The following is a 12,386-nucleotide window of genomic DNA, read 5'->3' on the forward strand; positions in this document are numbered from 1 at the left end:
ACATGCAGACCCCGCACATTCTTATCGTTGAAGACGAACTGGTCACGCGTAACACCCTCAAAAGTATCTTTGAGGCAGAAGGTTACGTGGTCTATGAAGCCACCGACGGCGCCGAGATGCATCAGGTATTGACGGAAAACGACGTCAATCTGGTGATTATGGATATTAACCTGCCAGGTAAAAACGGTTTGCTGCTGGCGCGCGAATTGCGTGAACAAGCAAACGTTGCGCTGATGTTCCTGACGGGTCGTGATAATGAAGTAGATAAAATCCTCGGTCTGGAAATCGGCGCCGATGATTACATCACCAAACCTTTCAACCCACGTGAATTAACCATTCGTGCACGTAACTTGCTGTCGCGCACCATGAATTTGGCGATGCCAAGCGAAGAGCGTCGTTCGGTTGAAAGCTATCGCTTCAACGGCTGGGAATTGGATATCAATAGCCGTTCATTAATCAGCCCGAACGGTGATCAGTACAAACTGCCGCGCAGTGAATTCCGCGCCATGCTGCACTTCTGCGAAAACCCAGGCAAAATTCAAACACGTGGCGATTTGCTGAAGAAGATGACCGGCCGCGAGCTGAAGCCGCATGACCGCACCGTGGATGTTACCATCCGCCGTATCCGTAAGCACTTCGAATCCACGCCAGATACGCCAGAAATCATCGCCACCATTCACGGCGAAGGTTACCGTTTCTGCGGCGAATTGCAGGACTAAGATTGCAAGAAAAAACGCCCGCGAGGGCGTTTTTTTATGCCTGCATCAATGCCACGGCATAATCGGCACCGCACTTAACGCATTCTTCGGCGAACCATCAACCACCTTATCTGAGTAGCTCAGATAGACCAGCGCATGACGTTTTTGGTCAAAGAAGCGCACCACCTGCAATTTCTTGAACACCAGCGATGTGCGTTTGCGGAACACCACTTCACCTTGCGCCTTGCCTTGTGCGATTTTATCGCTAAGCTCTACCGGCCCAACCTGTTGGCACGAAATGGCTGCGTCGGAAGTGTCTTCCGCCAAACCCAATCCGCCTTTAATCCCGCCGGTTTTAGCCCGGCTGATATAACAGGTTACATTTTTTACGTCGGGGTCATCGAAGGCTTCCACCACGATCTTATGATCGGGGCCAAACATCTTGAAAACGGTGTCAACAGAGCCGATTTCCTCGGCCTGAACGCCCACGCTAAACACATAAGTTGCCAGCGTGACTATAAGAATACGAGCTATTGTCATTGAGTTACCATTGCCAATCGAATAGATGAGAATGTAATGTACTGTCAATCGAACCAAGAACCAAACCTAACGGGCTCCAACCCGCATTGACTTAGCACATTCGATAAATAAACCGCCCCCACGCTTTTGTGCATTTCGTGCTATTATTCGACGACTTCATAGTTGCGCCACCAGAGAGTTATGAGGATGTTTTATGGACCAAGCCGGTATCATTCGCGATTTGCTTGTCTGGCTGGAGAGCCATCTGGACCAACCGCTTTCATTAGATAACGTTGCGCAGAAAGCAGGCTATTCCAAATGGCATCTGCAGCGAATGTTCAAGGAAGTAACCAGCCACGCGATTGGTGCGTACATTCGCGCGCGTCGGCTGTCGAAAGCCGCGGTGGCTTTGCGCTTGACCAGCCGCCCCATCCTCGACATCGCTTTACAATATCGCTTCGATTCACAACAGACCTTCACCCGCGCATTTAAAAAGCAGTTCAACCAAACGCCTGCCTGGTATCGTCGTTCGTCAGAGTGGAATTCTTACGGCATTCGCCCGCCGATTCGCCTCGATGACAACAGCATTCCAGAAGCACAGTTTGTCACGCTGCCTGAAACGGTGTTGGTCGGCCAAACGCAGAGTTATTCCTGCACGCTGGAACAGATTTCCAGCTATCGCGATGAAATGCGCATCCACTTCTGGAAGCAGTTCCTGCTGGAAACCGACACGGTGCCGCCGGTGCTGTACGGCTTGCATCAGGTACGCGCCAGCCATGAAAAGGATGATGAGCAAGAGATTCTTTACACCACTGCGGTGCCTGCCGATCAGCTGGCGAAAAGCATGCAGTCGAATCAGAGTGTGGTGCTGGAAGCCGGAGATTACGTGCAGTTCACCTATAACGGTGCCCGCAGCGCGTTAGGTGAATTTATTCTGTTGCTGTACGGCACCTGCATGCCGACACTGGGATTGGTGCGCCGCCAGGGTCAGGATATCGAACGTTTCTTCACCCACGGTGGTAAGAAACGCAGCGAGCCGCCAGCGGAAATCCGTTGCGAATACCTGATTCCGATTCGCCCACAAGCGAACCGTTAATAACAAAATGCCGTCGCTACGACGGCATTTTTGTTTTGGCTTAACGCTGAAGTTCGTCTAACGCAGGCGCATCCAGATGCGACACATCGCCTGCGGTCTCAACCACCCAACCCGCCGCCAACCACGCGCTTTGTTGATGATCGACGCGTGAAATCGAGCAGTTGCGCAGACGCAAACGGCGCTCCGCATGTGCTGGCAATCCAAGAATGGTGCTTACCAACACGCCCAGTGCCATACCGTGGCTGACGATCAGCGGACGGCTTCCGGCGGGCAATTCAAGCAGCGCATTCAACGCTTCATGCATGCGCGCCGCCATCTCCGCCATGGATTCACCGCCTGGAATACGTCCGGCGGTGGTGCCATCCACCAGCGTTTTACGCCAGTTTTCCTCTTCTTCGGTCAAACCATCCAGCGGACGCTGTTCCAGGCAGCCCATATTCAGCTCGCGCAATCGCGCATCGAGCGTCACAGTGCAGCCACAAGCATCGGCGATGATTTCTGCCGTGCGGCGAGTACGTCCTAAATCGCTGGCAATCACGTGGGTAATACCCAGCGATTTCACGCGTTCGCCCACTTGATGAGCCTGCTGCTCACCTTTTTCCGTTAACGGGCTGTCCGACTGCCCTTGAATGCGTCGAGCCGCATTCCATACCGTTTCGCCGTGTCGAACAAGATAGACCTGTAGCATGCTTAATTTCCGTTATACTGCGACAAATTTGCCTTGAGGGTTCAAACAATTATGTACCATGTTGTCGCAGCCACCATCAACCCGGCAAAAATTCGCGCGATTGCTCAGGCGTTCAACGACGTTTTCGGCGAAGGATCCTGCCACATTGAAGGGGTCGAGGTCGAGAGCGGCGTCGCAGCCCAGCCACTTAGTGATGTTGAAACGCGAACTGGCGCACGCCAACGCGTAGCAAATGCGCGTCAGGAACGTCCACAAGCCGATTATTGGGTGGCGATTGAAGCCGGCATTGAAGGCGATTGCGCCTTTGCCTGGATGGTGGTGGAAAACGCGCAGCAGCGCGGTGAATCGCGTTCTGCCAGCTTTACGCTGCCGCCGGTTGTGCTGGCGGGTCTGGCAGAAGGACGTGAATTGGGTGATGAAATGGCACGCTTAACCGGCGTGGAGAATATCAAACAGAAAGGTGGCGCGATTGGTGCGTTCACGCACGGCTTATTGAGCCGCTCCAGCGTCTATCATCAGGCATTGATTCTGGCGCTGTGCCCGTTCACGCATTCGTTATATCAACAATAATTAGCGTCCGAGTTGCGCTTCCAGCCAGCGTTTCAGCTCTGGTGGCGCTTCCTTAAGACTGTTCGAGCCACGCGTAATGGTGGCGATGCCAACGCCTAACTCATTCTTCAATTCGCGCTGACTCATTTCACCGTTCATCAACTCTTCGATAATACGCAAGCGCGTGCCATAAGATTCGCGCTCATCGGGCGTCATCATCAGCTGTAGCAACGGCAGCGCCACACCATCGGCAAACGCGTTTTGCATCAATTCGATAAAACGCAGCCAGTTATCTTCAACAGGCTGAGCCGATTGTGGCTGGGAAGAAAGGGGTTGGCTCATGAAGGGCTTCCGTACTCATTAGCGAGTACGGAAGCATAGCACAGTCAATACTGGCGATTCCACTCACTGTCGGCGAGAATCTTGTCCGGCTTGCCCATGAAGTAGCGATAGTAGGCATCGTAAGCTAATACGTTCTTCACGTAGCCACGCGTTTCTGAGAACGGAATGGTCTCAATAAACGCCACCGCATCCAGCTTACCGCCGCTGTTGTTGAGCCAGCTTCGTACCCGTCCCGGACCGGCATTGTAGGCCGCCGACGAGAAAATACGGTTCTGACCAAACTGCTGATAGACATACTCCAGATATTGCGTGCCGATCTGGATATTGGTCTGCGGATCAAGCAACTGCGCGCTGTTCACATAACCGGGGATGTTATACATTTTCACGGTATGCGTGGCGGTGCCCGGCATCACCTGCATCAATCCGCTGGCACCCACCGGTGAACGCGCTTTGGGATTCCACGCACTTTCCTGGCGGGAAATCGCCATCGCATAGCTCTGCGGAATGCCTTTGTCGCTGGTGTATTGCTGGTACAGATTTTTCCACGCCAGCGGGAAGCGCTCTTTCAGGCTATCCCACATTTTGGCGGTGATGGTGGCCTGCACGCTGAGATCCCACCAATCCTGCTCGTTGGCATAACGCGCCAGCATCTGCTGCTGTGAACGGGTTTTGCTGGAGATCAGATTGGCCCACTCGCTGCGCGCCAGGTTATCCAATCCCCAATACATCAGCTCACGCACGCGTGCCATTTCCGCGCCCTGCACCACGCTGTTATCGGCAGAAGGCGCTTGATCGACCTGCAACGGATATTCCACACCAAGACGTTGCGCCGCCACCATCGGATAGAAGCCGCGCGCCTGCATCAGCTTGCGCAGAATCTCATTGGCTTCGTCTTTGCGGCCCTGCGAAATCAGCAAATCCGCCTGCCAGTATTGCCACTCATCTTTCTCTTTGGCTTCAACCGGCAAACGCGCGATCCAGGTATTGAGACCACGACGATCGTTCTGGCTCAGCGCCAAACGCACGCGACGTTCCACCAGCGCGGTGGATTCGCTGTTCATCACCACCGCATCACGCCAGCGCGCCTGCTCGCTGGTGAGATCTGCGCCCATCATGCGCCACACCACGGTTTCTTTTAGATCCTGCTCTTCGGCTTGGCTCATTTTCTGCGCCTGCACCAACTGCGGAATCATCATGCGCGCGTTGTCCATATCTTCACGCGCCACGCGGGCAAAGGCGTAGCTGGTTGCCATGCGGGTAAAATCGGTTGGCCCCATGGTGCTGGCAAAGGTGGTGACGGTTTGCGGATTCTGCTGCAAGGCAATCAAGGCGCTGGCGGTGGTTTGATAATCCGCTGGCAGCATTTTCGCCAGATAGTTGACCAAACTGTCGTTACCGGCTTTCATCGCCAGACGAATGCGCTCAAGAATGGTGATTGGCGAAAGTTGCCCGCTGGCTTGCCATACTGAAAACAGCTTGTCGCAGTCATTCGGTAATGCGGTGCCGCGCAGCCAAATCTCTTTCGCCCCTTCGAACGCCGCTTGCTGCTGGCCGGTGGACCATTTGGCGTAATACCAGTTACAGCGCGCCTGCACCGGTTTAGGTTCTTCCGGGCTAAAGCTCAGCACGCCGGGCCAATCCTGACGATTCGCCAGCACATTGACAAAGCGCGTCGACAGCGAACGCGCCGGGGGCAGCGTCGGATACTGTTGAATAAAGTTTTTCACCGCCAGCGGCGTCTCTTGATCGAGATCCTGCGCCAGCAAGCGATATTGCAAATACGGGTAGAGCGGATAATCCTGCAACGTTGGCATCAGTTGCGTCACCTGGTCCATCTGTTTGTTATCCCAGGCTTGCTTGATTTGCGCATAGCGCTGTCGCTGTTGATCCAATGAGTCAGCCCACGCGCTGCCGGCCGTGCTGACAAGACAAATCCCTATCATCCAGTTACGCCACTTCTCCACTCTGCTCTCCTCTCACTGCTACGGTCCAGCTCATGCCAGACTTCCTTCATGCTAACCAGGCCAACCGCCTCTTGCCATGTTCTTCACAAAATTTACGCTGGCGCACGAGATTTTCCGCGAGACAGAAATGTTCTTTCCAGGAAGAGAATCGACGCGATAAGTGGAGAATAAATTGTGCTATATAACAATTTTATTAGGCACTCACTAATGTGGAGAACTGAAAACCCGTGGCGTGAACCACGCTGCGTAGTGTTTTCAGGGTTGGATTCCCGGTCGGAGAAAGCGTGCGATACAGTGATTCACGCGACACACCGGCTTTTTGCGCCACGAGCGCCATGCCGCCGCGCGCTTCAACAATATGTCGCAGCGCGAGGAGAAAGGCTTCCTGACCGCCATCTTCGTCGATATCAAGGAATGCCTGATGCAGATAAGCCTGCGCAAAAGCCGGATCTTCTCTGAGCGCCTCCACCATGACATCATCATACAAACGTGCTTTCGCCATACATCACCTCTTTAAATAATCGTTAAGGCAAGCAACAGCCTGATTTATATCGGCATCCTGAGTACGTTTGTCGCCCGCAAGCAGCAGCAACACCACTTCTCCCGCGATCAGGCTGTAGTAAACACGGTAACCAGCGCCCTGATCGATGCGAAGTTCCCACACGCCGCTGCGGCACGGCTTATGGTCGCCAAAATTTTCACAAGCCAGTCGGTTAACCCGGGAAGCAATTTTCGCTTTCGCAATTGGGTCACGTAATTTTTTGAAAAACTCAGCGTAAAGATCCCGCCCATCTACGCCTATGTAGGTCTTTAACGTTCTCATTTTTAGTCATAGTAGCTTAAAGGTTACAATGTAGCCACAAACTTTATCTTTTAAGCTACAGACAGGAAAGTTTCGGCGCCGTATTCCTGTTGTATCTGAGAGGCACATTCCAATATGGCGTCCTGCGCACCGCCATTGAACACTCTTTGCGCCGCGATTGTGCAATTTATCATCAGAAAAACTTATTACATATCAAATAATTAATTATATTCAACTACTTACAAAAATGGCACGCGCCTTGCTCTGTTGAATTCCATCTTGTATACCAGTTGGAATTCACTCATGGCATCGACCTTTGGCTTCACGCTGCAGGATTGGCAACGCAGCTACCAGCAAGATCCACAGCAAATCACCTCACTGTTGGCGGCACATCTTGACGCAATCGACGCGCAGGATAACGCCTGGCTGTATCTCGCCACGCCCGCGCAGTTGCAGGCACAAATCGAACCGTTATTGGCGAGTTATCTGCGTAATCCGGCTGCGTTGCCGCTGTTCGGCGTGCCGTTTGCCGTCAAAGACAACATTGATGTGGCCGGTTGGCCGACCAGCGCCGCTTGCCCGGCCTTCACTTATACCGCCGAGGCCGATGCCTTTGTAGTCGCGCAATTGAAAGCCGCTGGTGCAGTAGTGATTGGCAAAACCAACCTCGATCAATACGCCACCGGTTTAGTCGGCACACGCTCACCGTTTGGTGCGGTGTGCAACACCTTCAATCCAGACTATGTTAGCGGCGGATCGAGCTCCGGTTCAGCGTCGGTATTAGCGCGCGGCCTGGTGGGCTTCTCGCTGGGTACAGATACCGCCGGATCGGGCCGCGTACCTGCCGGTTTCAACAACATTGTGGGCCTGAAACCGACCAAAGGTTGGTTCTCTGCCAGCGGCGTGGTTCCGGCTTGCCGTCTCAATGACACCATTTCGGTATTCGCATTAACGGTAGAAGATGCTTTCGCGGTCGCGACTGCCGCCGGTGGATACGATGCAGGCGATGCCTATTCACGCAGCAATCCGCACAGCGCACCCGCCAGTTTCAAAGCACAACCCGATTTCGCCATTCCAGCAACGCCAGAATTCTTTGGCGATAAGCAAGCAGAAGGCGCGTGGCTGGCGGCGCTGGAACAACTGCAAGCGGGCGGCGCGACGCTGCATCCGATTGATTTCAGTGTGTTCCACCAATTAGCTGAACAACTCTATTACGGGCCGTGGGTTGCCGAGCGCACCGTGGCGGTGGGCGAGATGATTAATCGCCCAGAAGAGATGGATCCGGTGGTGTACGGCATTGTTAGCAGCGGCCTGAAATACACCGCAGTAGAAGCCTATCAGGCGGAATATCTACGCGCCGAACTGACACGCCAGATTCAGCAAACGCTGGCGCAGTTTGATGCGCTGGTAGTGCCGACTTCGCCGACCATTCACACGCTGGCCGAAATGCAGCAGGAGCCGGTGCACTACAACTCGCAATTCGGCACTTACACCAACTTCACCAACCTCGCCGATCTCAGCGCATTGGCACTGCCAGCGCCGTTCCGCGCAGACGGTTTGCCTGCTGGCATCACGCTGATCGCGCCGGCCTGGCAAGATCGCGCATTGGCCGGTTTTGGCCTGCGCTGGCAGCAACAGATGGCGCTGCCGCTCGGCGCGACCGGCAAAGCCGCTCCTACAAAAGCGGAGGCGCTGCCGATTTCACCGGATCATGTACGCGTCGCAGTGGTCGGCGCGCATCTCACCGGCATGCCGCTCAACTTCCAGCTCACCACACGCCAGGCGGTACTGGTGGAAGAGACGCTAACCGCCAGCCATTACCGCCTGTTCGCCCTGCTCGATGGCCCGATCAAAAAGCCGGGTCTGCTGCGTGGCGAAAGCGGTGCGGCGATCACCGTGGAGTTGTGGGATATCCCGCTGGCGCGCTTTGGCGAATTCGTGGCGGAAATCCCGGCACCGCTCGGCATTGGTTCCCTGACGCTGGCCGATGGACGCGTAGTAAAGGGCTTTATCTGTGAACCGGCGGTGCTCGCGCAGGCGCTGGAAATTACCGAATTTGGCGGCTGGCGCAACTGGCTGGCCTCTCTGGGGAGTAAATAACCATGTTCAGCACCGTTCTGATTGCTAACCGTGGCGAAATTGCCTGCCGCGCCATCCGCACCCTGAAACGACTAGGCGTGAAAAGCGTTGCCGTCTATTCCGATGCTGATCGCAACGCGCGTCACGTCAAAGAAGCCGATGTGGCGATTGCGCTCGGCGGCGACAAGGCCAGCGACAGCTACTTGCGCATCGATAAAATCCTCGCCGCCGCACAGGAAACCGGCGCCGAAGCGATTTGGCCAGGTTACGGCTTTCTGTCGGAAAGCCTGCCGTTTGCCGATGCCTGTGAAAAAGCCGGTATTGCCTTTGTCGGTCCAACCGCGCAGCAGATTGGCGAGTTTGGCCTGAAACACCGCGCGCGTGAATTAGCCGCCAGCGCTGGCGTGCCGATGACACCAGGCACGCCGCTGTTGAGTTCACTGGAAGAAGCCTTAAGTGCCGCCGACAACATCGGTTATCCGGTGATGCTGAAAAGCACCGCGGGCGGCGGCGGCATTGGCCTGACGCGTTGCGCCGATGCCGATGCGCTCAGCAATGCATGGGAGAGCGTGCGTCGTCTCGGCGAGCAGTTCTTCAGCGATGCGGGCGTGTTTCTGGAGCGCTGCATCGATCGCGCCCGTCACGTTGAAGTGCAGATTTTTGGCGACGGCAGCGGCAAAGTGATCGCCCTTGGCGAACGCGATTGCTCGTTGCAGCGCCGTAACCAGAAAGTGGTGGAAGAAACCCCGGCACCGAATCTGCCGCAAGCCACGCGTGAAGCCTTGCTCTCTTCTGCGGTACGTCTCGGCGAACTGGTCAACTATCGCAGCGCCGGCACCGTGGAATACATCTACGATGCCGAGCAAGATGCGTTTTACTTCCTCGAAGTCAACACCCGCTTGCAGGTGGAACATCCGGTGACCGAATGCGTTACTGGCCTCGATTTGGTCGAGTGCATGCTGAAAGTGGCGGCGGGCGATGCGATTGACTGGCCGCGTCTGCAACAAGCGCCGCAAGGTGCCTCGATTGAAGTGCGTATTTACGCCGAAGATCCGCTGAAAAACTTCCAGCCAAGTCCCGGCGTATTAACCGGCGTCAGTTTCCCGGACGATGTGCGCGTCGATGGCTGGATTGATACCGGCACCGAAGTGTCGGCGTATTACGATCCGATGGTCGCCAAACTGATTGTGCATGCTGATACGCGTGAAGCGGCGCTGGAAAAAATGCAGCAAGCGTTAGGCGCCACCCAATTGCACGGCATCGCCACCAACCTCGACTATCTGCGTCAGATCGTCGCTACCGACGCCTTCCACAGCGGCAAAGTATGGACGCGCTTCCTCGACAGCTTTACGCCGTCCGCCAGCGTGATTGAAGTGCTGCAACCCGGCACGTTCAGCAGCATTCAGGATTTCCCCGGCCGCCTTGGCTACTGGGACATCGGCGTGCCGCCATCCGGCCCGATGGACGATTTCGCCTTCCGTCTGGCGAATCGCATCGTTGGTAACCACGACAGCGCTGCCGGTCTGGAATTCACCCTGCAAGGTCCAACGTTGCGCTTCCACAGCGATGCGGTGATCGCGCTAACTGGTGCAGACTGCCCGGCTGATGTTGATGGTGAAAGCATCGAATATTGGCAGCCGATCAACGTCAAAGCGGGCCAAACCCTGACGCTTGGCCGTGCGCAAAGCGGTTGCCGCACCTATTTAGCGGTGCGCAACGGTTTCGATGTGCCGGAATATCTCGGCAGCCGCGCCACCTTCTCGCTCGGTCAGTTTGGCGGCCACGCCGGACGCACCTTGCGTGTGGCTGACATGCTACCGATTTCCCAGCCGCAACTGGCGGCCTGCACTACGCCAGCACCGGTCAGCGAGCCGCAGGCGCTTGATTACGCCTTGGTGCCGCATTACGGCAACGAATGGCGCATCGGCGTGCTGTACGGGCCGCATGGCGCACCGGACTTCTTCACCCAGGCGGCGATTGACGAGTTCTTCGCTAGCGACTGGCAAGTGCATTACAACTCCAACCGCCTCGGCGTGCGTTTGGTCGGTCCAAAACCCACCTGGACACGCGCCAACGGCGGCGAAGCGGGCTTGCATCCTTCTAACGTGCACGACTGCGAATACGCGATTGGCGCGGTGAACTTCACCGGCGACTTCCCGGTGATCCTGACGCATGACGGCCCAAGCCTCGGCGGCTTCGTCTGCCCGGTGACCATCGCCAAAGCGGAACTGTGGAAAGTTGGTCAGGTAAAACCGGGCGATAAAATCCGTTTCCATCCAATCAGTGCCGAAGAAGCGGTTGCGCTGGAAAAAGCCCAAGCGCACAGCGTGGAAAGCCTGCGCAGCACCCATGCGGCAGCCTTTGAGGTGCCATCACTAGCCGCCAGCGACATCGGTTCCGCCACCTTGTTAGCGGCGTTACCAGCCAGCGCTACCACGCCAGCGGCGGTATATCGCCAGGCCGGCGACAAATATGTGCTGATTGAATATGGCGACAACGTGCTGGATCTGGCGCTACGTCTGCGCGTGCATCTGCTGATGAATGCGCTGCGCGAACGCGCAGTGCCGGGCGTGGAAGAGTTATCGCCGGGCGTACGTTCATTGCAGGTGCGCTATGACAGCCTGATTCTCAGCCAAAAACAGTTGATGAACCTGCTGCTGGAAATCGAAGCCGGACTCGGCGATGTCAGCCAATTAAAAGTGCCATCACGCATTGTCTGGATGCCAATGGCCTTCGAAGACAGCGCCACGCTCGGCGCGGTTGAGCGTTACCAGGAAACGGTGCGCGCCACTGCGCCGTGGCTGCCAAACAACGTCGATTTCATCCAGCGCATTAACGGCTTAGAAAGCCGCGAAGCGGTGCGCGACACCATTTTTGATGCCAGCTATCTGATTCTCGGTCTCGGCGATGTCTATCTCGGCGCGCCGTGCGCAGTGCCAATCGATCCGCGCCATCGCTTGCTCAGTTCGAAATACAGCCCGGCGCGTACCTTTACCGCTGAAGGCACCGTCGGCATTGGCGGCATGTACATGTGCATCTACGGCATGGATTCGCCGGGCGGCTATCAGTTGGTCGGCCGTACGCTGCCGATCTGGAACAAGTTCCTGAAGAACGATCAATTCGCTGCCGACGAACCATGGCTGCTGCACTTCTTCGATCAGGTGCGCTTCTATCCGGTCACCGAAGATGAGCTGACGCAACTGCGCGATGACTTCCGCGAAGGCCGCGCTCGCGTGCGCATCGAAGAAACGGTATTCGACTTCGCCGCGCATCACCAATTCCTCGCCGAAAACGCCGATTCGATCAGCGATTTCCGCCAACGCCAATCCGCCGCCTTCGAGCAAGAAGTAACGCTGTGGGCGCAGGAAGAGCAGAACGCCCCGCTGACCAGCGAGGAAACGCTCGACGTGGTTGAGGCCGACGACGATGCGCTGGCAGTGTGCGCCGATATGAACGGCAACATCTGGAAAGTGTTGGTGCAGCCGGGCGATACGGTGGAAGCCGGTCAAACGCTGATCATCGTTGAAGCGATGAAAATGGAACTGGCGATTGTCGCGCCGCAGAGCGGCACGGTGAAACGCATTGCCTGCCAGGCAGGACGTCCGGTGAGTCCGGGCGATGCCCTGCTGTGGCTGGAATAAGGAGTCGC

11 protein-coding genes are annotated in these 12,386 nt (G+C 56.1%); 5 read left to right on the forward strand and 6 right to left on the reverse strand.

What is annotated here, in order from left to right; all coding sequences use genetic code 11:
* Positions 1-2 precede the first annotated feature (2 nt).
* Positions 3-719: a two-component system response regulator ArcA gene (gene arcA / locus ABDW13_RS19135; protein ID WP_343554133.1), complete on the forward strand. Its 717-nt coding sequence runs from the start codon at positions 3-5 to the stop codon at positions 717-719.
* A gap of 45 nt (positions 720-764) precedes the next feature.
* Here arcA and creA read toward each other — a convergent pair whose 3' ends face one another.
* Complete coding sequence (creA, locus tag ABDW13_RS19140; RefSeq protein ID WP_343554134.1) at positions 765-1,238, reverse strand: protein CreA; 474 nt, start codon at positions 1,236-1,238, stop codon at positions 765-767.
* Positions 1,239-1,431: 193 nt separating this feature from the next.
* Between creA and robA the strand changes: the two genes are divergently transcribed.
* The gene (gene robA / locus ABDW13_RS19145) at positions 1,432-2,313 is read left to right on the forward strand and encodes an MDR efflux pump AcrAB transcriptional activator RobA (RefSeq protein WP_343554135.1); all 882 of its coding nucleotides are present in this window, start codon (positions 1,432-1,434) and stop codon (positions 2,311-2,313) included.
* A 40-nt stretch (positions 2,314-2,353) separates the two neighbouring features.
* On the opposite strand, the gene gpmB is transcribed toward robA, so the two are convergent.
* Entirely contained in the window at positions 2,354-3,001 is a 648-nt protein-coding gene (gpmB, locus tag ABDW13_RS19150) for a 2,3-diphosphoglycerate-dependent phosphoglycerate mutase GpmB (RefSeq protein ID WP_061718168.1), read from the reverse strand.
* A 51-nt stretch (positions 3,002-3,052) separates the two neighbouring features.
* Here gpmB and yjjX point away from each other — a divergent pair, with 51 nt between their 5' ends.
* Entirely contained in the window at positions 3,053-3,571 is a 519-nt protein-coding gene (gene yjjX / locus ABDW13_RS19155) for an inosine/xanthosine triphosphatase (RefSeq protein WP_343554136.1), read from the forward strand.
* Here the strand turns inward: yjjX and trpR are convergent, their stop codons facing one another.
* From trpR to ABDW13_RS19175, 4 genes are all read right to left on the reverse strand, one after another.
* A complete protein-coding gene (gene trpR / locus ABDW13_RS19160) occupies positions 3,572-3,892 on the reverse strand; it encodes a trp operon repressor (protein ID WP_343554137.1) in 321 nt (106 codons plus the stop codon).
* Between the two features lie 44 nt (positions 3,893-3,936).
* Positions 3,937-5,856 (reverse strand): murein transglycosylase, encoded by a 1,920-nt coding sequence (gene sltY, locus ABDW13_RS19165; protein WP_343554138.1) that lies wholly within the window; start codon positions 5,854-5,856, stop codon positions 3,937-3,939.
* A 193-nt stretch (positions 5,857-6,049) separates the two neighbouring features.
* Entirely contained in the window at positions 6,050-6,358 is a 309-nt protein-coding gene (locus tag ABDW13_RS19170; RefSeq protein ID WP_343554139.1) for an addiction module antidote protein, read from the reverse strand.
* Between the two features lie 3 nt (positions 6,359-6,361).
* Positions 6,362-6,679: a type II toxin-antitoxin system RelE/ParE family toxin gene (locus ABDW13_RS19175; RefSeq protein ID WP_343554140.1), complete on the reverse strand. Its 318-nt coding sequence runs from the start codon at positions 6,677-6,679 to the stop codon at positions 6,362-6,364.
* Positions 6,680-6,961: 282 nt separating this feature from the next.
* Here ABDW13_RS19175 and atzF point away from each other — a divergent pair, with 282 nt between their 5' ends.
* Positions 6,962-8,758 carry an allophanate hydrolase gene (gene atzF, locus ABDW13_RS19180; RefSeq protein WP_343554141.1) on the forward strand — a complete coding sequence of 599 codons (1,797 nt, stop codon included), beginning with the start codon at positions 6,962-6,964 and terminating at the stop codon, positions 8,756-8,758.
* Between the two features lie 2 nt (positions 8,759-8,760).
* Positions 8,761-12,378 carry an urea carboxylase gene (uca, locus tag ABDW13_RS19185; RefSeq protein ID WP_343554142.1) on the forward strand — a complete coding sequence of 1,206 codons (3,618 nt, stop codon included), beginning with the start codon at positions 8,761-8,763 and terminating at the stop codon, positions 12,376-12,378.
* Positions 12,379-12,386 lie beyond the last annotated feature (8 nt).

It is taken from the genome of Pantoea sp., from assembly GCF_039594315.1.
GTDB lineage: Bacteria > Pseudomonadota > Gammaproteobacteria > Enterobacterales > Enterobacteriaceae > Pantoea.